This window comes from Methanobrevibacter ruminantium M1, from assembly GCF_000024185.1.
Classification (GTDB): Archaea; Methanobacteriota; Methanobacteria; order Methanobacteriales; family Methanobacteriaceae; genus Methanobrevibacter; species Methanobrevibacter ruminantium.
This window is the reverse complement of the sequence record NC_013790.1, coordinates 913,015-937,739: the sequence shown is the minus strand read 5'-3', so window position 1 is coordinate 937,739 and position 24,725 is coordinate 913,015. Positions and strand designations below refer to the sequence as shown.

General features: G+C 31.6%; 18 protein-coding genes and 1 tRNA gene. 9 read left to right on the top strand and 10 right to left on the bottom strand.

The features are described 5' to 3' along the window. Positions 1-202 precede the first annotated feature (202 nt). The 4 genes from MRU_RS03660 (at position 203) to MRU_RS03645 (ending at position 2,826) form a co-directional block, all read left to right on the top strand. The gene (locus MRU_RS03660; protein WP_012955523.1) at positions 203-997 is read left to right on the top strand and encodes a TatD family hydrolase; all 795 of its coding nucleotides are present in this window, start codon (positions 203-205) and stop codon (positions 995-997) included. A gap of 149 nt (positions 998-1,146) precedes the next feature. Then, entirely contained in the window at positions 1,147-1,335 is a 189-nt protein-coding gene (locus tag MRU_RS03655; protein WP_012955522.1) for a DUF2116 family Zn-ribbon domain-containing protein, read from the top strand. A 177-nt stretch (positions 1,336-1,512) separates the two neighbouring features. Further along, positions 1,513-1,839, top strand: coding sequence for a YbjQ family protein (locus MRU_RS03650; RefSeq protein WP_012955521.1), 327 nt, complete (start codon positions 1,513-1,515; stop codon positions 1,837-1,839). Positions 1,840-1,911: 72 nt separating this feature from the next. Beyond that, entirely contained in the window at positions 1,912-2,826 is a 915-nt protein-coding gene (locus MRU_RS03645; protein WP_012955520.1) for a hypothetical protein, read from the top strand. A 202-nt stretch (positions 2,827-3,028) separates the two neighbouring features. Here MRU_RS03645 and MRU_RS03640 read toward each other — a convergent pair whose 3' ends face one another. Further along, positions 3,029-3,859 carry a sulfite exporter TauE/SafE family protein gene (locus MRU_RS03640; protein ID WP_048812404.1) on the bottom strand — a complete coding sequence of 277 codons (831 nt, stop codon included), beginning with the start codon at positions 3,857-3,859 and terminating at the stop codon, positions 3,029-3,031. 260 nt (positions 3,860-4,119) lie between these two features. Here MRU_RS03640 and MRU_RS03635 point away from each other — a divergent pair, with 260 nt between their 5' ends. Both MRU_RS03635 and MRU_RS12045 read left to right on the top strand, forming a co-directional pair. After that, entirely contained in the window at positions 4,120-5,178 is a 1,059-nt protein-coding gene (locus MRU_RS03635) for a hypothetical protein (protein WP_012955518.1), read from the top strand. Positions 5,179-5,474: 296 nt separating this feature from the next. Continuing rightward, the gene (locus MRU_RS12045) at positions 5,475-7,580 is read left to right on the top strand and encodes an MJ1255/VC2487 family glycosyltransferase (protein ID WP_012955517.1); all 2,106 of its coding nucleotides are present in this window, start codon (positions 5,475-5,477) and stop codon (positions 7,578-7,580) included. A gap of 222 nt (positions 7,581-7,802) precedes the next feature. Here MRU_RS12045 and MRU_RS03625 read toward each other — a convergent pair whose 3' ends face one another. The 3 genes from MRU_RS03625 to MRU_RS03615 form a co-directional block, all read right to left on the bottom strand. Then, on the bottom strand, positions 7,803-8,768 hold the full coding sequence (locus MRU_RS03625; protein WP_048812403.1) for a transcription initiation factor IIB: 966 nt from the start codon (positions 8,766-8,768) through the stop codon (positions 7,803-7,805). 134 nt (positions 8,769-8,902) lie between these two features. Continuing rightward, positions 8,903-9,265, bottom strand: coding sequence for a Gar1/Naf1 family protein (locus MRU_RS03620; protein ID WP_012955515.1), 363 nt, complete (start codon positions 9,263-9,265; stop codon positions 8,903-8,905). Positions 9,266-9,717: 452 nt separating this feature from the next. Then, positions 9,718-10,458, bottom strand: a complete 741-nt coding sequence (locus MRU_RS03615) for an RraA family protein (RefSeq protein ID WP_227717049.1) — start codon at positions 10,456-10,458, stop codon at positions 9,718-9,720. A 2,322-nt stretch (positions 10,459-12,780) separates the two neighbouring features. On the opposite strand from MRU_RS03615, the gene dnaG reads away from it, so the two are divergent. The 3 genes from dnaG to MRU_RS03600 all read left to right on the top strand — a co-directional run bounded on the left by dnaG (position 12,781) and on the right by MRU_RS03600 (position 16,971). Then, positions 12,781-14,118, top strand: coding sequence for a DNA primase DnaG (gene dnaG, locus MRU_RS03610; protein ID WP_012955513.1), 1,338 nt, complete (start codon positions 12,781-12,783; stop codon positions 14,116-14,118). A gap of 494 nt (positions 14,119-14,612) precedes the next feature. Continuing rightward, positions 14,613-15,593: a site-specific tyrosine recombinase/integron integrase gene (gene xerA, locus MRU_RS03605; protein WP_012955512.1), complete on the top strand. Its 981-nt coding sequence runs from the start codon at positions 14,613-14,615 to the stop codon at positions 15,591-15,593. Between the two features lie 91 nt (positions 15,594-15,684). Further along, entirely contained in the window at positions 15,685-16,971 is a 1,287-nt protein-coding gene (locus MRU_RS03600) for an ATP-grasp domain-containing protein (RefSeq protein WP_012955511.1), read from the top strand. A 406-nt stretch (positions 16,972-17,377) separates the two neighbouring features. Here the strand turns inward: MRU_RS03600 and MRU_RS03595 are convergent, their stop codons facing one another. From MRU_RS03595 to MRU_RS03570, 6 genes are all read right to left on the bottom strand, one after another. Then, entirely contained in the window at positions 17,378-18,154 is a 777-nt protein-coding gene (locus tag MRU_RS03595) for a type 1 glutamine amidotransferase (RefSeq protein ID WP_012955510.1), read from the bottom strand. 136 nt (positions 18,155-18,290) lie between these two features. Then, positions 18,291-19,613, bottom strand: a complete 1,323-nt coding sequence (locus tag MRU_RS03590) for a MurT ligase domain-containing protein (protein WP_012955509.1) — start codon at positions 19,611-19,613, stop codon at positions 18,291-18,293. 333 nt (positions 19,614-19,946) lie between these two features. Continuing rightward, positions 19,947-20,018, bottom strand: a tRNA-Gln gene (locus MRU_RS03585). 140 nt (positions 20,019-20,158) lie between these two features. Then, positions 20,159-20,500 (bottom strand): DUF2149 domain-containing protein, encoded by a 342-nt coding sequence (locus tag MRU_RS03580; protein ID WP_012955508.1) that lies wholly within the window; start codon positions 20,498-20,500, stop codon positions 20,159-20,161. Positions 20,501-20,536: 36 nt separating this feature from the next. Further along, entirely contained in the window at positions 20,537-21,175 is a 639-nt protein-coding gene (locus tag MRU_RS03575; RefSeq protein WP_012955507.1) for a MotA/TolQ/ExbB proton channel family protein, read from the bottom strand. A 431-nt stretch (positions 21,176-21,606) separates the two neighbouring features. Next, positions 21,607-24,510, bottom strand: a complete 2,904-nt coding sequence (locus MRU_RS03570) for an MSCRAMM family adhesin SdrC (RefSeq protein ID WP_048812402.1) — start codon at positions 24,508-24,510, stop codon at positions 21,607-21,609. Positions 24,511-24,725 lie beyond the last annotated feature (215 nt).

The window sequence follows — 24,725 nt, the reverse complement described above, 5'->3', positions numbered from 1 at the left end:
TGAACTTAAAATATTTATTTTTAACTTAAAGAAAAATTATTTGTCTTTTTTTTAATTATCTTAATTTTTATTGTTTAAATTAACTTATTTATATTTGCTTATATTAATTTATATTAGTTTATATTAGTTTATATTATCCTATATTAACTTATATTAATTAATATTATTTATTTACTTAATTAAACTTATTTTAGTGATTGAAATGACCGGATTAATTGACATAGGCCTTAATTTGATGCACAGATCATTTGATAAAAACAGGGAAGAGATTATCAATAATGCAATATCCAATGGAGTGAGCCAGTTTGTAATAACTGGAACAAGCGTTAAATCAAGCAAGATTGCCTTAAACTATGCAAAGGATGAGAAATGGAATGGAATACTCTTTTCAACTGCAGGGGTACACCCTCATGATGCAAAGACCTGCAATGAGAAAACCCTTGATGCATTGAAGGAATTTGCTAAAAACGATTGCGTTGTAGCCATTGGAGAATGTGGACTTGACTATAACAGAAACTACTCTCCACAGGATGTTCAAAGGGAATGGTTTGAAAATCAGGTGAAATTAGCCCAAGAGCTTGACATGCCATTGTTTCTCCATGAAAGGGAAGCCCATGAGGATATGGTTAAGATTTTATCAAAATATCCTGAGATGTGCGAGAAGGCTTGCGTTCACTGCTTTACCGGAACAAAGGAAGAGGCAGAAAAGTACCTTGAATTGGGATGTTATATTGGAGTTACCGGCTGGATCTGCGATGAGAGAAGAGGACAGTCACTTCAGGAAGCTGTTACAGTCATTCCACCTGAAAAGATGATGATTGAGACTGATGCTCCGTTTCTTATTCCAAGGAACTTTCCAAAAAAGCCTAAATCAAATAAGAACAAGCCGGAATATTTGCCTCATATCCTAAATACAATTGCAGAGTATAAGGAATGTGATAGCGCAGAGCTAGGTGAGGCTGTAAGCAAGACAACAAGAGAGTTTTTCAAGATATGAACTAAATAAAACTTATCATATCAGAAAAGACTTTTTTAAGATTTATATCAAAATCAACATTTATATAATATTAAACAAATAATAGAATAATGTATTAATAATTATTAAAAATTAAATAAATTTACAAAAACGAATAAAAAGGTGAAAAAATGGTAGAACCACACAAACATTGTCCAGTATGCGGTAGTCCAATACCAATGAAAGAAAGAGTATGCTCTCCAGACTGTGAGAAAGTATTAGAAATGAATCAGAAAAACATTAGAAAAAGCAGAATCATGTTATTTGCTGTGATTGTTGTCTTTATTCTCGTATGGGCATATTTCATGTTCTTTAAATAAATAATGTGAATAAATTAAACTAAAAGATTTAAATGACTTAAAAGAATTTAAAGATTTATAAATGACTTAAAAAGAATTTAAAGATTTATAAATGACTAAAAACGTATAAAAGGACTAAGACTCAAAAAATAATATCAAAGTTTTATTTTTTTTTAATTATCAATTTAGAGTGATAAAATGTTATTATCTTCTACAAGTACTTTAGAAAGCAAAACCATACTAAAATACCATGGATTGGTTAGCGGCGAATCATTAATCGGTGCCAACATCTATAAGGATCTCTTCTCTGGAGTCAGAGATGTTGTGGAAGGAAGGACTTCAACTTATGCTGAAGAACTTGACAATGCAAGAAATGAAGCAATTGCAACCATGGAAGAAAAGGCTAAGGAATATGGTGCAAATGGAATCATAGGATTGAAAATATCCTATAACAACCTTGGCGGAACCATGGGAAACACCATTTTAGTAACCGTTTATGGAACTGCCGTAACTTATGAAGACTAAAGCTTAAAGCGAGCAAGTAAAGAGACCTATAAGTTTTAAAGATAAAAAAATAAGAAATTCAAGAGTGAATAAATGCCATCTGAAAAAGTGAAAGAATTTAATGAAAGCCTTAAAACAAAGGAAGGAAGAGACAAATTCTTCAAGCAAATATTTTGTATAGCTATTGGAACAGTGGTAGGTGTAGCCACATATGCCTTCTGCTTATACTTTAATCTTGCAATATTCGGATGGAATATTGGATTGGCATTATCCCCTCTCACTGCAGGATACGCTGAAAGCATTCTTGCTAAAAAGATCCTTAATGAGAGCACAGGTGCAATAAGCGCATTCATTCTTTTCATAATTACTGTAGTCTACGGATTCTTCATATCCAACTCTACCTTAGGATTCAATATAATTACAGCAGGAAGCGCAGTGGTAATTATTCAAGCAGCTATGCCTACAGCTACAAACTATCTCCTGCTTGCAGTAGGAGTGGGAATCCTAACTTATGTAACAGGTTTCTTAAAGAAGTTACATTCTGCCTTATATAAGGGATATAAGAAAATATTTAAGAGAGAGCCAAAAAGAGCTGAAAGATACTATCAGAAGCAAGCAAGCCAAGTGCATGCATTCTATGATGAAAATCTGGATATAAATAGTTTAGGAGTTCTTATAATGACACTGGAGTATCCTCCTAAAGAATTAAATATCATAGAGCAAAAGGGAATATATGAAACCAGACATATTTTCGGTTCCAAACAGAAGGAAGATATAAAATCCGGACTTGAAGACTCCTTGGAAGAAGAAGTCATAAATAGAGTAAAGCTTGCAAGAGATAAGACATTAGTTAAATTGATTAAAGAGGTTAAAGCCGACGGATGCAATGGTCTGATGCATTTGCATACCACTTATGAAACCCTAGGGACAGAAAAGGGAGACCACATTGCACAAGTGGTTATGAGAGGAACTGGTATTGTTATTGAAAAAGAGGAAGAGGAATATTAATTTTCCTTTTTAGAAACAATTAATAAATTAAATGGCTGTTAAAGCTATTTAAACTATTTTTTTATTTGATAAAGACTATTAAAAACTAGACTATTTTTATAAGCATAATAAAAAGGATTAAAACTAAAAACTATTTTTTTTACACCTAATTAAAGGTTAAAACAAAAAAACTATTTTTATAAACTAAATATTTAAACTATTTTTATAGACCTAACAAGATGCTAATTGGATCGAATCCAAGCATTTTAATTGCCATATAAATCAAAATTATTGCAAAGATTTGTTTTAATCTTTTCTCAGGCAATTTATAAACTAATTTAGCTCCTATAGTCGCCATCGGAACTGAAAACAATACAATCACTACAAAGTTTATCAAGCTAACATATCCTAAGCAATAAGGCATTGGATTTACTCCAAAACCTGTGTAAATATAAGATATAAGCCCCCCAATGGCTGTAAATGCAATGAATACAGAGGATGTTCCAATAGCTTCAATCAAGCTGAATCCAAACAGTATGCAAAGTGATGGAATCAAAAAGACTCCTCCGCCAACGCCAAGCAATCCAGAGATGATTCCTATGGAAAATCCAACGATACCTCCATTTAACAAATTGAAATCGATTAATGCCTTTTCCCCATCGGACCTGGAGCCAAATAGCATATCCAAAGCTACAAAAATCAATAGACAGGCAAATATCATCTGCAGGATTCTTGTAGGAACCATATTTGCTAAAAGACCTCCGCAGAATCCCCCAATAATTCCAAAAACAGCTAATCTTATTCCTGGTCTGACAATGGACTTGTTCTTCTTCTGATGCTGATAGGCTCCAGAGGACGCCGTTGGAATAATGATGGCAAGGCTGGTTCCAAGAGAGACCATCATGGCAAGGGAAGGGTCAACTCCAACTGAAGTGAATAGGAAAAACTGCAATGGAACCATAAGGAAGCCTCCTCCAACTCCAAGGAGTCCTGAAGCAAATCCTGCAAAGATTCCGATTAAAACCAATCCTATATAAAAACTAAGGGGAAACATCTAATACCTTCCAATAAAAATTTATAAATCATATAATCGATAAAAATTATTATAATAAACTTATTAAAATAAACTTATTAAAATAAACTTACTATAAACTTATATTAATATTGAATTTTATCTTTTAAATAAATATTTAAAAAAAATAGGATGTAAAATCAGAATAGCAAAGGATTTTAGATAAAAGAATTAGAAAATGATTTTTAGATAAAAAAAAACTTATTAAACTATTGAAATGTCTTTTTAATGAGGAGAGTCTTATGAATTTAAAAATAAACAAATATATTCCATTTGGAATAATATTAATCATACTTGGAGGGTCTTTATACTTCTTAAGTGGCATAGACCAATTCATAAGACCATTTACCCAACCTATTCTAATGGGCTCCTCAAAGGGTAAGGACATACTATTCTTTGTTCTATTTGGAATAACAATCATCTTGTCCTCCATTGGAGATAATGAGAGGATTCATAACTATCTTATGAATCTATCAATTCCAGAAAAGCTTAAGGACAAGGACTTTTATTTAAAGCTCTCCTTGATCTTGTTTTTAATAACAGCAATATCAGGATTAGCTGTAGAATTGTACTTAAGAGCATCTCTTGGGCTTAACTGGAATACAATACTTGTAATCATGAATCCTAGCCTTACAAGCACAAGCTTTCTCCATTCCCATTTATATAAATCAATATTTGGAATTATCCTTGGAATCTTCTTAAGCCATATTCCAGCAGGAATCCATACAGGAAGCTCATTAAGTAGCTATGCCCCAAGTGTGATAAGCCTGCTCTTTATATTGATTCCAATAACTTATATTTCTATGGTTCTATCTAATCAAAGGCGAAAGGCAGCTTCTAGAATACTTTTAGCCTTTACAAGCACTCTTGGAATAATCGGATTGATTGACGGAGGCCTCTTTGCAACTCCTGCAATCGGAGGAATCTATGGAATCCTTATATTGATGTACAATGAAGAGATTTTAGATGGAATTTCAGACTTTATAACTGAAAAAGACAAAAGAGATGGAATAAAAGAGAAATTAAATGAGGAATTAAGGGCGATTAAGTCAATCTTTAACAATAAAAATATAAAGAAATATTTGAAGATTGCCTTGCCTCATATTGCATTGATTCTAATAATCATCTTAAGGTTCTCTGTTGCATTCTATGGTGCATGTCCAGATTCTTATGAATTGATTATATCTAATGGCCACGATCTTGATTTAGATGAATATGATACATTAAATATATCAGAAAATGGAGATAGGACTGTTGTTCATCTTTCCAATCAATATAATGAGATGGAACTTTTTAAATGATTTGGCTGTTAGCTTAGATAGAAAATGCGATTGGTATTCATTAAGCTGGAATATCTATTCTTATCTTTAAACACAGCTAAAAACGAATTAAAGCAGATATTATTTTTATCCTGAAAGATTTAGATAAATATAAGTTTTTAAAAAATTAAAAATATTCTTAATAATTAAATATGCTTATGTTTATTCCACTAAATGATTTTTAAATATGTAAATTATGTTTATTCTATCAAAATAATTCTAAATTAATCAAATTAAACTAAAAAGCCCCAAATGACCTTTATCTTCGAGATGATAAAATGAAGCTTAGTATTATCATACCTACATACAATGAAGAGGAATATCTTCCTAAACTGATTGAAAGCATAAGATCTCAAGAGTTTACAGATTATGAAGTCATTGTTGCAGATGCAGACAGCAATGATAACACCAGAGAGATAGCTGAAGCTTACGGATGCATTGTCGTAGATGGAGGGCTTCCAGCAATCGGAAGAAATAGGGGCGCTGCAGTTGCTAAAGGAGAGATACTGCTATTTTTAGACTCTGACTTGGAATTGACCGAACATTATCTTGAAAATGTCATAGAAGAATTTGAAGAGGAAGATTTGGGAATTGCAATCACCCAGATGACCCCCCTCTCCCAAAAGAAAAGGGACATCTATCTTCATAACTTAGCCAATTGGTTTATGATAGCTGTAGAAAACATCAAGCCACATGGTGCAGGATGCTATGGAATCATATCCAGAAAGGAGCTCCACGACGAATGTGGAGGATTTGATGAAAACCTGACATTTGGAGAGGATACAGATTATATTGAAAGAGTGGCTGAGATAAGTCAGTTTAAAGTCCTTAGAAATGCTAAAATAGGAGTTTCCACAAGAAGGCTTGAAGAGGAAGGACTTTATACCCTCCTTAAGCAATATGGAAAAAGCACTGTAAATGATTTTAGGGGCAAAAGAACAAGCGCTGAAGATTTAGGATATGAATTTGGACATGAATCAAGCTCTAAGCTTGAAAGTGGTGTGCAGGAATCAGTTCCAAAACTTGAAAACGGCGTGCAGGAATCAGTTCCAAAACTTGAAAGCAGTGCAGATATAAGTTCTCAAATAGAAGATAACTCTCCAAGTCTTGAAGATGAAATAGACATTGAAAGTGACCACTATCCAATAACTGCTCTTGACAGCACAGATATGGAGAGGATTGCAGAAAAGTCCAAAAACAGAAAGCAAAGTTCATTTAAAAGAAGGCTCAATGAGTTTAAGGACAAGGAATTTGAAACCAACGAGCTTATCGAATATGAGGATGAATCAGGCCATATAAAACATGAGGCAGTTGGCCTTGACAGCCGAAAGAAGATATTCTATTCCATCTGTGGAGAGGGAATGGGACATGCCATCCGAAGCAGCGTTATCCTAGAACATCTAACCAAGCATCATGACGTTTATATATTCTCAAGCGAACGTGCCTATAAGTTCCTATCTGAAAAATTCGACAATGTATATGAGATCGGAGGATTCAATACAGTCTATGAAAACAATGTGGTGCGGACTAAAAAGACATTCTTCAAGGCAATGAAGGCAAATCCTACAAACCTTAAGGAAGGATATAACGTGCTCTATAAGGAATGCAAAAAGGTTAAGCCTAATATAATCATATCCGACTTTGAAAACTACTCCAGCATGCTAAGCAAGCTTATGAACATTCCTCTTATCAGCCTTGACAATATCCATATGATAACCCAATGCGATTATGACTATCCGCCTCACCACAAGGCAGACATGCTTACTGCAAAGGCAGTTACAAAATCATATATATTACGTCCAAAAAGGCATATAATAACCAGTTTCTTCTTCCCACCATTGAAACATCCTAAAATGACTGCCCTTTATCCGCCAGTCCTAAGAAAAGAGATAATGGATTTAGAAAGTGAATCTGGAGACCATGTTCTTGTCTATCAGACTGCAGAGTCTAGCATAAACCTTATGGACGAACTTAAAAAGTTAGATGAAGAGTTCATTGTCTATGGCTTCAACAAGGATGGGACTGATGAGAATCTGACTTATAGAGCCTTCAATGAAGACAAGATCTATGAAGACATGAGAACAGCCAAGGCAATCATAGTAAATGGTGGATTCACCATGATTTCAGAAGCCATTTATCTTAAAAAGCCAATCTACAGCACACCAGCACATAAGAACTTTGAGCAGATTCTAAACGGCTTTTATGTTGAAAAGTTAGGTTATGGAGAGTCACATGAGGACCTTGATGTTAAGAAGATAGAGAAGTTCCTGGATAATCTTGATACCTATCAGAACAACTTGAATAAGGTTGAAAAGTGGGATAATACTGCAATTCTAGAAGATCTTGATTTAAGCATTGAAATGTATGCAAAGAAGAATTATTAATCTAATTCTTATATTTTTTTAAAAGGATAAATAGTTCGTATACTATGAAATGATTAAACCGTAGATAAATTATGATTAGATTAGTGTTTAATTAATAAAATAAGTAAAAATAACACTTTAAAAAATAATTAAGTTAAAAAATAGAAAAAATTAGTTGGTTTGACCCAACTAGTGATAAAAATTTTGGTCAAGGTTTTTGGCCGAAGGCCAAAAAAGCTTGAGCTATAAAGTAACTCCCGTCTCAAGCTGTTCAGTTAGCTCTTTATACCTGTTTCTTATAGTTACTTCAGTTACTCCTGCAACATCAGCAACGTCCCTTTGAGTCTTTCTTTCTCCAAGGAGCACAGATGCAATGTATAATGCAGCTGCTGCTACACCGGTAGGGCCTCTTCCTGAAGTAAGACCTTTTTCCATTGCCTTTTCAATGATTTCAATGGAACGGGATTGAACTTCCCCGGATAAGCCTAATTCACTAGCAAATCTAGGAACATAGTCCACTGGAGATGTTGGAGGCAATTTAATGTGTAATTCTCTTGTCAAGAATCTGTAAGTTCTTCCAACTTCCTTCTTGCTTACCCTTGAAACCTCTGCAATCTCATCTAAAGTACGAGGGACTTTACATTGTCTGCATGCAGCATATAAAGAAGCTGCTACAACACCTTCAATACTTCTACCACGAATGAGCTTGTTTTCAACTGCACTTCTGTAAATAACAGATGCAGCTTCCCTTACGCTTCTTGGAAGACCTAATCTGGAAGAGTCTCTGTCTAACTCACTTAAAGCAAAAGCCAAGTTACGTTCGGTAGCACCGGAAATTCTGATTTTCCTTTGCCATTTTCTTAAACGATACCATTGAGCTCTGTTTCTTGCAGGAATATCTCTACCATAGATGTCCTTATTCCTCCAATCGATCATGGTACTTAATCCTTTATCGTGAATTGTGTAAGTAATTGGAGCGCCTACCCTTGTACGTTTGTCTCTTTGTTCATGGTCAAATGCTCTCCATTCAGGACCCATATCTACTAGGTTGTCGTCTACTACCAAACCACAGTTAGCGCAGGTTACTTCTGCCCTTTCATAGTCTGCAACTAAATCAGTGGATCCACATTGAGGACATACATTAGTTGTTTCAGGTTCAGCATTTTCATCTGCTTGTCTTCTGCTAGCTCTTCTTTTAGAGTTTTCAATATCCTCTTTTGTTAATTGACTTTTTGGACCTGTCGTACTCTCCTCTCCTTTAAAAATTATATTGTACTGCTTTTTGTTTCTTAAAATAAAAAAATAAATTATTTGATTTGAATAAATAAAAAGATAACTTAAAGTTATCTGCGAGATTTTTTATTGGATCTCTTTTTCTTAGATGGTTTAGACTTGTTTTTGCCTTTAGAATATTTGCCTTTTTTAGATTTATTGCTTCTTTTCTTTTTCTTATCTTTTTCCATCTCTCTTTTTGTAGAAACAAAAAGCTTTTCACCTTGTCTACTTTCAAGATCTCTTTTATTTACTGACCTGTAAAGATTAATAGAGATATATGGATTCTTCACTGGGCCAAAGATATTATATACCTTACCTATTTTCTGTTTATCATTAGTAAAAACAAAAGCTCCAGCAGGTGGAGTCTGGCTTGACTTGGCGATAAGCTTTCCAGAATTTGCAAGGTGTGATATATTTCCTAAAAATTTCATAAAATCATCTTAAAAATAAATGGTGTACATAGTAGTATAATGATTTCATAATATATAAATGTTTCGATGCATTTATATATAAAAAATTTCTTTATTAAAAAGCATTTCTAAAAAATCCAAAACACAAATATATTTAAAAAGCAATTTTATTAATTTTTTAAAATAAACAAAATAGAAAAAATAATTAAAAAATTAATAAACTGTTTAATGTCAAATTTGGATAAAATTAAATTAAAATCGTTTTTAGATAATAAAATAAAAAATTATTAGACTGTAAAAATATTTTTTTAAATTTTAAATAATATGAAAAATTTTAATGAAAAATTATCAATATTTAACATTACAATATGATAAATAGTGGTCATATATAAAGGTTTGTAAAAAATCCTAGAATAATTGATAAAAAAAATAGAATAAAGATTGGCAAAGGGATTTGCTCTTTAAAAAATCCGCTATCTTTCCAATCCAATAATTTCAGACAATAATCTGCCTTTTTTAAGCTCCTTAATAATAAAGCTCTCTTTGACCTTTACATTGAATGTTGCCACCATAGTCTCTCCAAAGAGCTCTTGAGGAATCAATACAACACCATTCTCATCTGCAAATACAAAATCACCTGGCTTTATTATGTCTTCACCAATTTCAAGCACTATATCAACCTTTCCAAGCCCTAAAGCCTTACCTGCATTAGGACAATAGTCAAGAGCGTATACTGGATAATCCAAGTCGATTAGAGCATCCATATCCCTTGCATAACCATAAAGAATTGTTCCAGCAATTCCTTTCTCACCTGCACATGTGGAAGCAAGCTCTCCCCAAACAGAGGCCTTATCTCCATAGCTGTAGATGAATAGAACCTCTCCTTGGCTCGCATTGTCCATAGCCATCAAGGAAGTTCCCCAATCGTTTGTATTGGTCTTAGCTGTAAAAACCCTACCATAGACCTTGTTTCTATTCATTGGCTTTAATCCATCAAGTACTCCGCTGCGTCCGGATACAGAGGCATATGCATCGGAAACTTGACATGAAGAGCTTGAATCAAGAATCTTCTTGAGTAAAATGTAATTGGAACTGTCCTTACCCTCCAAATCATCTATTGAAAATTGGTATTTGCTTATGTCAATCTGATCCAGTTCCATTTTTTCTATCTTTGATGGTTTTTTCAATAAATCATTAGGTTTAATCTTTGCCAAAATAACACCTTCCAAGTAAAAATAATCGATAAAAATAAAAATATTTGTTTGAATTAATTAAGTATTTGATACTTAAACTATCTAAAAGATATTTAATAAAATTTTCTAATTGAATTAAAAATAATATTTCAAAACAAGAATTTATATTTTAGAAAACGCTTTAAATAAAGTCTGATTTAAAAATAAGGGATATAAAATAAATATTTCAAAATCATACAACTTTCACATCATCAAATCAATTTCACACTCCCACATCAATTTAACAATCTTAAATCAATTTCACACTCTCACATCAATTTAACAATTTTAAATCAATTTTAGATTAAAATAAGAATTTATAAATCGTTATATCGAAAATAAAGTATAAATATTAGAAATTATATACATTTAGTCAAACGGTAACTCCTAACATGGGAGGTGATATTTTGATTTTTCAGAATAAAGTCTCACATGACCAAAAACAAGACAGGAGGAGAAGTTATGTCTATCCAAATGAAAATTTGGATTGGGATAGTCTTATACTTCATTTATTTGGGGTGTATTTACTGTCTCATTATAATGGCTCTGGCTAAGCTATTATAAAGACATCCTTTTCCTCCTTCATAGATTAAGGGAACCAACCATAATTAGAAGTATTTAGTTTCCAATAATTCCCGTTATTTGAGTTCCGTTTAGCTTCTAATTGTCACATCCCTTAATCTATATTTATGAAAAACTATATATAATATTTTTTGCATAATCATTAATAGAAATTAAAAAAATTCACTATGAATTTTTTAATTCCGACTTAGTTTGTTTTTGGTTTCAATATCCATCGGGATATTGTAAGAGAATCTTACAATAGGATATTGAACGATGATTTAATCTCTAATCTATTGAAAAATAGAATAGAGATTCATAATCAATCGTAAAATATACAAATGCTGTTTTTTATTATTTAAATGAAATTTAAAAACTTTTTCTAATTATCATATAATCATCAATACTTTTTCTATTATTGTCTGATTCCTAACGCTTTTTAATTAAAAAATCAAAGTTTCAGTTTACCATATAAAACTATATGACATAAAAATCTGGAAAAATTAGGCTTATGAAAAAAATATAAAATAGTTTATATACAATGATAAAGATAATATTATGTGGATACTAAAATCATATTTAAAAAATGATATTTACAAATTATTATTCACAATTATTACATTATTATTAAAAATTAAAGGAGAAAGGTAAAAATAAAGATTTCTTAAGATTAAAATTATTCAAAAGCCGATAAAAAGATTATAGACTGAAAACAAAGGAATAATTCTAATAAAAAGAGAAATCTATAGATTAATGATTTAATTAAATAAAATATTAAAGAAGATTTAATTAAACAAAGCAAAGATCTATTATTCTAATAAAATTTACCTGTTTTAAAAAAATAATTCAAATATTTATCGTAAAATTATTTAAAAACCATTTAAATGTTATAAGGCCAAATAAAGCTAAATAGTTTATAAAAATCTAAAAGATGAAACTAGAATTGATTAAATATTTTAATTAATTAAAAAGCGATTTAATATTTAATTAATCAAAAAAGCTATAAGTAATGTTTAAATAACTTAATTTTTAATATATATTTTTATTTAATAAAAATACTAAATATCTTTTTTTCTTATGACTAATAAACTTCAATGAATTAGTTATTTATTTATTGATTTTTTATGCAGTATCTAATTTTAATTAAAATTAAACTCCCTTTGGATTGATTATGTTAATTCCAATCACAATTGGAACTATAAAAACATGAAAAATAATCCAGAAGACTTAGTTTAATAATTTACATTTTAAAAATGTTTTATTCAACATTTTAATTAAAATTTATCAATTAACTTATTAAAATTTACAGTATAATTTAAAAAAAATTATAATCAATTATAATTTATTCATTAATTAAAATTAATTATAATTAAGCTAGTAGTAAATTTGTTATTATGCTAAATCTTAATTAAAATAATTAATTTTAAGCTATTAAAAAAAAATATGGAGTAAAATTAATAATTAGAATCTATAAATAGATTAAATCTAGTATTTTATAAAAAATCCATTATTAAATAATGAGAGATAAGATCTAAAATTCAAATAAATATAATTATTTAAAAAAGACCTTACGCTTGGTCAAATTAATAAATATTAGACCAATTATGCTTAACCTATTATTCAAATAAGGAGAATTATTTATAAAAGAAATCTATTATGATTAAAATAAGATATTAACATGATGACAATTCTACGAATGACTAGCCTTAAATTATCCTAATTAAAGCTCAAAGGAGGCTTAATATGGGAAAAGGAGTAGAATTAACTACAACTAAATATCTTATTCACGCTCAAATTAATGCCAACGGAATCGTAGAAAAGCCTGATGTTGTAGGTGCTGTTTTCGGACAGACCGAAGGGCTTTTAAGTAACGATTTAGACCTTAGGGAACTTCAAAGAACCGGAAGGATAGGAAGAATCCAAGTTATCATTCATTCTAACGGCGGACGTGCAAAAGGTGAAATTGTAATTCCATCCAGCTTAGATAGAATCGAAACCGCTATCCTTGCAGCATCTCTTGAGACCATTAACCGTGTAGGTCCTTGTGAAGCTTCCATAGAAGTTCTTAGGGTAGAAGACGTAAGAGCTGTGAAAAGACAACAAGTTATCAATCGTGCAAAAGAAATTTATATGGGCATGATGGAAACTGTCTCTCCTGAAAGCATGAAAATGATTGAAGAAATCAGAGAATCAATGAGAGTTCATGAGATCTCTGAATTTGGAGAGGAAAGACTTCCAGCAGGTCCAAATGTACATACTTCCGATGCAATCATTGTCGTTGAAGGAAGAAATGACGTTTTAAACTTATTAAAATATGGAATCAAAAACACTGTAGCAGTTGAAGGAGTAAACATTCCAACAAGCGTTGCAGAGCTTACTAAAAAAAGAACTGTTACAGCATTTGTTGATGGAGACCGTGGCGGAGAGTTAATCTTAAAAGAACTCTTGCAAGTGGGAGAAGTAGATTACATTACCAGAGCTCCAAGAGGCAAAGAAGTTGAAGACTTGGAAAAAGAAGAAGTCTTAGTGGCTTTAAGAGACAAAGCTCCAACCGAACAGGTAATCAATAATCTTGACTTCAATCTAGACACTCAAGCAAAAACTCCAAAAAACAAAGTAAACAGAACAGACAGAAGAGCAAAAAACTTCAATAAATCTGACAAGTTCCATGGAAATAAAAGAAACGATCGTAAAGACAAATTCAATGACAGAAAAGACAAAAACGGAAAAAACGATCGCAGAGGAAAAGACAGAAATTCTAGAGGTCGCAGAGACAGAGGCGACAGAATTCCTGAAAGCAGAATGAAGTTATTAAAGAACATGTTAAGAGACTTAGAAGGAACTGGAAACAGTGAAATCTTAGATGATTCTTTAAACCTCTTAAAAGAAACTAAAGTCGAAACCCTTTATGAAGACTTAAAAGAAGACATCCCAGATGCTGATACAATTATCTTCGATGGAGTAATCAGCCAAAGATTAGTGGATATTGCTCATTCAAAAGGAGTTAAAACATTAGTTGCTTTTAAATCCAGCAGAGTAATTAAAAGACCTGACAAGCTCAAATTAATTACTTTAAACTAAACTGGTTAAAAACTGAATCTGTTTATTAAATTAAACTTAAAATAGAAATAATTACTTATTTCTATAACTTTTTCTTTTTTTATTATTTTTTCTTATTTATTATTTTTCTTATTTTATTATTTTTTCATTTTATATTATTTTATTTATTTATTCTTTCAGTTTAACTACTATTTTTTAAAATAAAGATAATTCAATCCTAATTTCAATAAATAAATATTTATTGAATAATATTTTTACAATAAAGCAATTTAACAAATTATTATAATTTACAAAACTACTTTTATCAAAAGCAACATTCAATGTATAACGAAGTAAAAAAATTTATAAGGCATAAGGAAGTAAAATAGGTATAACGAAGTAGGAAGGTATAACGAAGTAGAAAATTAAAAATAAATAAGTTTATAATCAAACTTCTAAAAATACCTAAAAATCACCATATAAACTTATTTCATCCAAAATAATAGATAATGGGTTAAAAATCTAAAGGGATTAAAATGAACATATTTTCAACTGAAGAAACATATTATGGCACTAGAAAAGACTCTCCAGTACTGCTGCCTTCATACAACGAATATGGAGACAAGCTCCATATCAAGGACGTATTCGATTTTGAAGAGATGCTGGAAAACTACATCATCGAAATGGAAATTAGAAACTATTCCGAAAACACTGTAAAGACATACAGCTCCATCATAAGAAGCATGATAGATTATATGAGCTCAGAGGAAGGAGTCTACGATGGAAGAAAATTCCTAGCATGCTTTAAAAAGTATATAAGAGACCTAAAGAAAGACCAAGACGTTTCACAAAACTACATATACCTAAACACAGTGGTCTGCAAGAAGTTCCTTGAATTCAATGACATCTATTTTTTAGAGGATGTTCAAAACCCTAAAAGAACAAAGTCACTCCCTAAATCCCTGACTGAAAAGGAAGTGAAATCACTTATCGATGCAGTTCAAATCACCGATGAGGACAGCGAACTTAAGAAAAAAGCCAAAATGAGAGACAAGGTCATTCTTGAATTCCTATACTCTACAGGACTTCGTATTTCAGAGCTTGTCAAGCTGCAAAAAAAAGATATTGACTTTGATGAGAGGACAATAAGGGTAAGAGGTAAGGGAGAAAAGGATAGAATAGTTCTTTTTGACGAAAATACGAGAGATTTGATAGATAATTATATAGAAACACAAAACCAGAAGTCAGAATATCTATTCATCAACAAGAACGGCAGAAAGCTAACTCCAAGATATGTCCAGATGATGATAAAGGAGTATGCAGAAAAAGCGGGAATCAAAAAGAAAGTAACCCCCCATGTCTTAAGGCATTCATTTGCAACACATCTTCTAAAGAATGGAGTTGATATAAGGGTCATTCAGCAACTATTGGGACACTCCAGCCTTTCCACCACTCAGATTTATACAAACGTAGATATGGATACAATAAAATCCGTATATGATCATGCAAGAGAGTAGATTTCGAAATGAATAGTTAAATTTAAAATTATAATAATTAAATCATTAATTTAATTTAAATTTATTTGTTAAAGCTTATTTTTGTGATAATATGGAAAATTTACTTATTATGGGAATTAATACAAGACCAATGGTTAATTCTGCATTGAAATTGGATTATAGAACATATTCAGTAAGTTATTTTAAGACTTATGATTTCGTTAGCCCATATAATGAAAGGCATGTTTTAGACCAGGAATCTGTAGACTCCTGCGGATTCTTTGAAAGGAACTACTCTCCTCAAAAGCTATTGGATTTATCCAGGGAATATCTATTCGACTTATCTAAAGAACACAATTCAAAAAAGCAAGATAATGAAAATAATGAAGATATCGATGAAATCGATAAAATCGTACTTATAACTGGAATACATGCTGATGACTTTAAAGGGGAATTTTCCAGATTCAAGACCAAGATTAGAGGAAACATAAATACAAAGGATCTTGATGATAAATTTAGATTCTATCAAAAAACAAAGAACAAATTTGATGTTCCTCTAACTTTTAAACTAAGTGATGTAGATGAACTAAGAGATATTCTTAAACAATACAATAACAATCAATTTATTTTAAAACCCCTTAAAGGAAATGGTGGTTTAGGAATTTTCCTTATAGATTATGATAGCTTAAATGAATTAAATAATAGCAATAATCCTTTGGAAAATATTTCATTTGATGACTACATATTGCAGGAGTATATTGAGGGCACAAGCATATCATCTTCAGTTCTTGGAACTAATGATGATTGCGTTAATCTCTTTAATTCAAGACTAGTTACAGAAAATGATTTAGGAAATGATAATTTTGCATATAGTGGAAACATTGTGCCATTGGATGTGAATAGCTTTAACTGTTTTAATGAATCTTTTAAAGGATTGGGGATTGATTCAAAGCAATTAAACAAAGAGATGAAAGAGATTTCCGAAGACCTGATTAGGCAATTCCGATTGATTGGATCTAATGGAGTTGACTTTATTTTAGATAGGGAAAACAATCTAAAGGTCATTGAAATCAATCCAAGACTTCAGGGAACTTATGAATTATGTGAAGAGATAATGGACTTGAATCTTCTTGATGCACACATAAAGGCATGCGAAGGAGAATTGGTGGAAGTTCCTAAACTTAATGGCAGATATGGGATTAAAAAGATTATTTATTCATCCAAACAGGTTAAAATTGGTAATTTGAGTTTATCAAATGTCTATGATGTCCCTTATGAAGGAGTTAAGATAGAGGCAAATCAGCCTATTGTTACTTTGATTGATTCAAATAAGGATTTGAAAACTGCAATTGGGAATATAAATACTGCAGAAGAGTTGGTTTATAAAAATATCTATTAGATATAAATAATAATATAAAATAAGTAAGAAAATATGTAAGAAAATAAGTAAAAAGCTAAGTAAAAATAGATAAAGATAGAAAATCTCTAGAAAAAGAATAAAATTAGCAGTTAAAAGCAGATAAAAATAAAAATTTTGATCTAAACTTTTTTAAAGTTTGATAAAAGTTTGCTAAAAGTGTATAATTCCCACCAGAGTTAAAATAAAGATTATAGTGCCTATGACAACTAAAAAAAGTGGTCATTATCATCACAGCAGTAATCAGCATGAATACCTTTGCTTTATTGTCTGGATCTTTAATAAACTGACTGTAAGGGTCTCTTCTCATATAATCACCATACAACTAATTATAACTTTTTTTATAATATGCTTATATCACTAAATAGACCGTTTCTATAAAATATGTCTATTTATCGTTCAATAAACGTTTTAACATTCTTTCATGTGCCCTAATTTCAATAGTGTCATTTAGGTCTTTTATCTCTGTAATTGAGTACTTTCTATTTAAAGCATTGAATATCATATAATCTGCAATGTGTGGGTTCTTTGGCAAGAAAGGACCATGCAAATAGCTTGCTAGGAAGTTTTTATATACCATTCCTTCCCCTTTGTCTTCACCATTATTGCCGAATCCGACCTTTACATGGCCTAAAGGGTCGTGGTTGTGATAGGTTCTGCCTCCATGGTTTTCAAATCCAACCATATCCTTCAATTTGAAATCAAAATCCTTGTTTAATACATTATTTGAATCTGGGATGGCATTGGATATTACAATATCCCCTATTAGTCTATCAGGACGGCTTGTGGTTTCTATGTCAAAGACTTCAAGGCAAGGTATGTCCTTGCCGTCTACATCTAGGTATTTGTTTCCGAACATTTGATAGCTTCCGCAAATGGCCAGAAGGACTCCTCCATTTTCAATAAACTCGACAAGATCTTTTCTTTGCTCTAGAAGGTGGTTAGATACAATGGATTGGTTATTATCTGAGCCTCCACCTATTAGGATTATGTCGATGTCTTCCCATTCAAAGTCATCATCCTTGTCGATTGTACATTCCTGAATGTTTAAAGAGATGTCTCTCCATCTGATTCTTTGATTGATGCATCTAAAGTTTCCTATGTCTCCGTATGTATTTAAAATATCGGAGTACATATTCATTACTGTTAATTCTAAGTTATCCATAATAATTACCTATTTTAAGAATAAAATGAAATTATCTTTAAAAGATTGATTGAATTTGATTCAAATTATACATTTGAATTTTGATTCAAATTACACATTTTTGATTCAAAAATCACATGAAACTATTTATAAATGTTTAAAAACCTTCTTGTTCTTTTTTTACTAGGATTTTACGAGCTTCAGGCATTGCTGTGAATGTTCCTATCACATAAGCCTTTGTGCTTTCCTTTGATATTGTATCGACTGCCTCGTTTATGTCAAACTGGTCTTTTGCCGGATATATCTTTAAAAGGCTTTCATCCACTCCTGCATACTTTAATCTCAATGCAAGGTCTTCTGCTCTTGTTCCGACACAATAGAATGCATCCATATTAGGGATGTGATTAACTGGATCGAAATTTGCATCCCAAATCCATGATACGTCCTTTCCGTCTGGAGCATAGTCGTTTAAGATAAACATAACTGATTTTTGGCTTTCATCATAGGTTATTGTATTGAATACTTCAGAAAGGCCTACAGGGTTTTTAGAGAGGACCAAAACAAGGTCCTTATTTTTAAAGTGGAAAGTTTCCATTCTTCCCAATCTGTATTCGAAATTGTTTATTCTTTCCTTAATTAGATTGTAGTCAAGGCCTATCTCCTTAGCAAGGCTTATCACTCCCAAGGAATTGTATAGATTATAGAGGCCCATCAGATTGAGAGTGTATTCCTCTCTTTTGTTGTCGTTTAATACTGTAAAATTATAGGAGCCATTGATTAGGTCTGCAGATTCAATGAAATAGTCTGCAGGATGGTTTTCTATGCCGCACTTGTCACAGTGGTATTTTCCAACATTTCCATAATAGATATACTCATAACTTAGCCTGTTTCCGCATTTAGGGCAGAAAATGGACTCTGCAACATCAATATCATCTTGTGCAAACTTTGTCTTGTTTATTCCATAGTATACCTTCTTATTTGGAAGGTCATCGAATCTAAGCAAGGATGGCTCATCTGAGTTAATTATTAGAACAGTTTCAGGAGTGATTGAATCATGAACCATCTTTATTGTGGTTTCAACTTCACCGTATCGGTCTAGCTGATCTCTGAAGAAATTGGTTATTATGAAATAATCAGGCTTCATGAATTGGCTAACTACCGGAACAGAGCCTTCATCAACTTCAAAAATACCTACGTCATAGGAATCCTTATAATCTGTAATGAAAGGGGTTAAAACTCCTTGAATCATATTTGAACCATTCAGATTTGAGAGGACATCATTGAACCCTCCTTTTAGAACGTGTGTTGAAAGGTTGTTTGATGTTGTCTTTCCATTGGTTCCTGTGATAAAGACTATCTTATCACATTTTTTGGATAGTTCTTCAAGCAGATTAGGATTGAATTTCAATGCAACCTTACCTGGAAGGGCTGTGCCCTTTTTGCCGAACCTTTGAGCTACTGAAAATGATAATTTTCCCATAAGGATAGCTAGTTTTGAAGTTAAAATTAAAATGCCTCCATAAAAATAACTTTTTGAATTGGAATAAAACTTTTAAAATTAAGTATATTATTATTTTGTATAAAATTATATATAAATTGTTTTGATAAAATTTAAAAAAACTCATTATAGAATTGATTTAGGGAATAAAAGTTTTATAAAGATTTAAAAATAGAATAATGAAAAATTGACATAAGTAAAACAAAGAATGGACTAATTAAAATGCAAATATAAAAAAATCAAATTAATAAAATCAATAAAATCTGTGAAAAAAAGTAAAATATAACAGTGTTATAATAGTCTTGGATAAAAAAATAGTCCCGAGCGGAGTCGAACCGCCGTCTCCGGGTCCAAAGCCTAGAAGGATTACCACTACCCCACGGGACTATACAACATATTATAATATGTAAAACATTATATATAAACTTAACTAAAATTTCAAATTCTGAAAAAAAATCTTCAAGTTTAAACTTTTCTCGTAAAGAAAATAAAATAAAAAATGATTGAAAAAGGGATTAAAAAAACAGCTAATTTTCAATCATTATCAGCTTACCCGTCTTAGGGTCCTGATAAACCTTACCCATTTCGGTATAGCCTTCACCTGAAGAATTGCTTATATCTGGAGTCTCATTTAATTGTTGCCCCTGATCCACTTCAATAACCTGATTCATGGCATCAATAGCCTCTTGCTTTTGCTGGGGAGATAGATCCTCATTGAATATGATAGATTGCATATTCCAGCTAATGACTAAAAACACCAGCAATCCAACTGCAATAACCAACATGGCATCCACAAGATTGGCAACACCTGACATAGGGTCTTCTTCACTGCTTTCATCAAAACTATTTTTACGACTAATCTTAACCATAAAAACACCTAACTAATAAAGCCAACTAAACAAATATTATAATTTATTAAGCTTATTCAATACCACATCAGTTAAAACATCAATATTGTTAATGTATTCGCTATACCATCTTCGCCTTATCTTGCTTATGACATATGCAAGAGCACCTGAACCGATACCTACCACAGTTGTATCAAATGCTACAATAATTGCATTTGACAAAGTTACAACGTCTCCTGTACCAAGTGCAGCAAGTCCTGGACCCATTGGAATGAGTGTTCCCATAAGCCCTAATGTAGGACCGATACGAGTGATTATGTCAGTGTATGACAAGCGCTTTTCGAGTCTCTTTTCTCTTGAACTTATAAGCTTTTTAGCAAGGCCCACTCTTGATTCATTGTCCCAGTCAGAATCTGTAATCTCTCTTAAAACAGTCTTTTGAGAGTTTGGAATATCTGAAGAGTCTACAATGGATAAAATCTCAGATTTGTCATTAGCCTTGTTGATTGCATCAATAATATTTCTCATTTCAGCATCTGAGATGGTCTTTCTATGACTATATTCTCTGATTAGGCCTCCTAAAAGGATGATTGCTCCAACAGCGAATATAAGTAAGAATATGATTACTGGAATCTGTAAACTTTGACTAAGAGTGTCTAAGATATAAGTTAGAATTCCTCCACCCACGTCAACCATAAAAATTAAACCTCCTTAGAATATAAAAATTTTGATTAAATAAAATAGATATGTTCACTTGTAAAAAAAACATATTTTAAATTAATATTTTTAAATAAATCAATGAATTACTCAATGATTATTAATATTAAGTAAAACTATCAAGAACTAAAACTATTAATTTAAAATACATCTATAAAAAAATTACTTAAATATGATTTGAAAAACAAAAACAGAACAAAAACAAGTATTTAAAAAAATAAAAGAAGGATTAAAAGAATTATTTTAGAAAAACTATAATAATTACAAATTAAAGTAAAACTAAAATGGACATCCTTTGAAATTAATTAATATTCATTGAAATCAATTAATTCCTTTGAAATTAATAAATAATCAATTAAAGATTTTTTCTAAAAATTCTATTTAAACCCGAAAATTTTAATTAATTTTATCTAGTCTTCTCCTTCAATATCCTTTTGACGTTTATAACCGAATAAAATTAATAACAAAGTAACAATGCAGATTCCCGCAAGTGAGATATAATCAACAGATTTTGTAACTAAATCCTCTACAGGCTTATCCAATTCATATGCATTCTTGCTGCTGGAAGCATCACTAAGACCTGGACTGGAAGCAGAATCTGAATGTGAATCGCCGACTGTAGAACTAGAAGGCTCACTAGAATCATCATTCGAATTCTCTGAGTTTTCCTCTTGATTTTGAGGGCTTTCTGAATTGCTTTCAGGATCTGTTAACTCATTTCCAGAATCTCCAGGTGTTGATTTCTCTTCATCATCACTTGGATTCTTATTGTCATCTTGAGAATTTTCGTGTGATTCTTTAGGATCCAAATCATCGTCTTTTAACACAGTCTGGTTAGTATCATCATCTGATTCTGTCTTATTGATAATTTCAGTGCTATTGTCTTTTGTAGTGTTGATTGGTTCAGTATTATCTGAATCGGTTTTATTAGCATCCTCTTGAACCGGTTCTGTATTGTTAACTGGATTATCAGTCTTGTTATCTGGAACTGGCCCTGTATCATTTGCTGGAACTGGCTCTGTATCATTTGCTGGAACTGGCTCTGTATCATTAGCGGGGACCGGTTCTGTACTGTTAACTGGCTTATCGCTAGTGTTTGTAGGATTCACTGGGACATCTGTATTATTTGTCGGTTTTGAGTCAGTAGGGTCGGTATTGTTCTGATTGGAATCCTCGTTATCTGTTTGGCTTCCTGTGGAATTGTCGCTGGAACTTGAGCCTCCAGAATTATCTCCTTGATTGTCATCAATCGGATTTTGTGGTTCTGTGGCATTTCCAGAAGTTCCATTGCCTGTTCCATTAGCGGAAGTGCTTCCATTAACGATAGAATCGCTGCCTTCAGAATTGTTTCCTACAGTGTCGCTACCATCATTATCTATTATCCCTGTGCCATTTCCAGTGTCATTAGAAAATCCAGTGCCGTTTGATTGAGGATTTATAGCATCTGTAATCCATGAAAAGTCCTTGTCCACTTTAGTGTCCTGTCTCAAGAAGTTTTTAAGCCATTTAGGAAAACTGCTATTTTTAAAGATGTTTTTAAACTCATTGTCTGTATTGTTTACGATAGGATTGTTTTTATTATCATTTGCAATTGACACTGCCGGATTTCCTCCGGTTATATAAGTGTTCAATACATTGTTCTTAACGGTTGAATTTACAACAGGATAATCATCCTTACCTAAATATACAGCATAATATCCATTTGTTGTAATGTTATTGTATTGGACATTGAATGTAGAGTTATAGTTGTTCCTATTTTGTGAATAGCTTATTCCATAGACCTTGTTATTATATTTGAAATCACCTAGATTTGTTACGATAATTGTATTATTCCAGATTACGTCATCTGAATCCTGGACTTCAATTCCAGATAGAAGTGACCATTCTCCAGAGTTTGCAAAGCCTGCAACATCAATGAAATTGCTTATAATTTCAAGGTGTGTGTCCCCATAGAAGTTATGGGAATATATTCCACAGTTAGAACCGAAATTAGAACTTGTAATATTGTTATATGCAATTCTGATATTGTCTGATGGTCCGTTCACTTGCAATGGAGATGTGATTTTTCTCCCGTCATTGCCTCCCATTGTGAAAAGATCGATATTGTTGAAGGCAATTATCGCATCGTCACATAGATACAAGTCAAATCCATGCAAGGTATTGTTCTTGCCGTCCTGACTGTCAATGTCCTCCAGATAAAGAGTGTTTCTTTCGACAGTAAGGTCACTGCAATCATATAATATGCATGAATCCATAGCAAATGAGCTTTGGGTGGAATCTGTAACATAGGTATTGATTTCATTACTGGACAGCTTTAGATCATTACAGCTTTGAGCTACAAAGCCAGCGCTGGACATCTTGCTGACAGCACCATATTCATTATTATACCAATTGTCTTCACATAATGGCAAATATGAACCAAGTGAATTGCCATAAACCAAGGCATTATCTGTCTTATCAAGGAAAATGCCATAATCCCAAGCCTCATTTAGATTATTGCCTGTAAAGGTGATTGTGTTGTTGATTAAGGACAAATCAGTGATTCTTCTAAAGCCTTCACCTTTGCTGTAGATGCAAAATCCGTTTGTATTGGCTGGAACCGTATAGTTTAGGGTAATATTGTAGATGCTAATGTAATCAGATAGAACCAAAATCCCTGCATATTCGTTATCTTTAAATTCCTTATCCAAACTTATGTTTAGATTGGAAAGTTCGATATCAGATGCAGAAAGCTTGAATGCAGTATTCTTGAATGAGTTTTCCTTTGCAGTGATTCGAGTGTAAGGATATGATATGTCGATTATGCCAAGCTCAGCGAAATCCCCTTCAAATACAAGGGTGCATCCCCCATAATCTTCCTTTAAGCGGTTATTTTCATCAAAGAAAACACTGAAGTTTTCAGGACTTATCAGGAAGATTTGATTATTGCGCTCGGAGAAATCTATCTCACCATCATTCAACTGCTTATCATGATTAATATTTGTCTTTTTAGCAAAACTGTCAGGACAGTTATCTGAATCGTTTAAATCATCATTAAGATCTGTTTGATTCTTGCAATAGCAATTACAATTATTTTTATTGGAATTTAAGCAATTATTGCTATTGGGATTTAAACTATTCAAATCAGCACTATTATCTAAGTCATTATTTTTATTATCACCTAAAGAATATTTTAAAGAAGAACAAGAATTAAGACAAGATCTATCATTTTCTCCCAAATGATTAGAGTCTAGAGCATATGAAGCCGAAACAAAAGACAGACTAATCATTAATAAAAGAATAAGAGAAAAGGATATTAAGATCTTATTTTTCAATACTTATCCTCCATTAAATGAATTTCAACTGCTATTTTTCTAAGAATAATTAGAATCTAATAGTTTCCATAATAAGAAAATATAAAATTCTAATAATTTAGAAAAATTACAATAACTAAACCTTTATTGTTTAATTTAATAATAATTAACAATCTATTATTTAAATAATATTGGTTTAATTATTTAATATATAATAATCTATATTTTTTATTTTA